This window comes from Bradyrhizobium sp. NBAIM08, assembly GCF_020193935.1.
Classification (GTDB): Bacteria; Pseudomonadota; Alphaproteobacteria; order Rhizobiales; family Xanthobacteraceae; genus Bradyrhizobium; species Bradyrhizobium yuanmingense.
On the sequence record NZ_JADYVR010001290.1, the window covers coordinates 1 to 385 of the forward strand.

Sequence of the window (385 nt, forward strand, 5' to 3'; positions counted from 1 at the left end):
ACGTCGCGCTGCACACCGGAGCGCGCGCGCTGGAGATTCTGAGCGCTCAGGAAGAGACGCCGCTCCTTGCCGACGTGCTGCGCTGGCAGGGATCCGTGCTGCGTGATCGCGGACAAACCGGCGACGCCGAGGCGCTGTACAAACAGAGCCTCGACCTGGCGACGGGGCTGAACTACGACGCCGGTCGCGCCCATGCGCTCAACTGCCTCGGGGGCCTCGCTCAGCGCCGCGGTGACATCGACGGCGCGTCGGAGACATTCGCGAAAGCCCTCGCGCTCGCGGACCGGTGTGGTGACGTCGCGCTCACGGGAATGGTGGAACAGAATCTCGGCATCCTCGCCTCCATTCGCGGCGATGCGGTCGCGGCGCTCGAGCACTATCGCCG

The 385-nt window shown here is 68.8% G+C and carries 1 protein-coding gene; it reads left to right on the forward strand.

Features of this window, described 5'->3' with window-relative positions; translation table 11 throughout:
* The coding region (locus I6F37_RS44575) for a tetratricopeptide repeat protein (protein ID WP_225155068.1) at positions 1-385 on the forward strand (385 nt) is incomplete at both ends.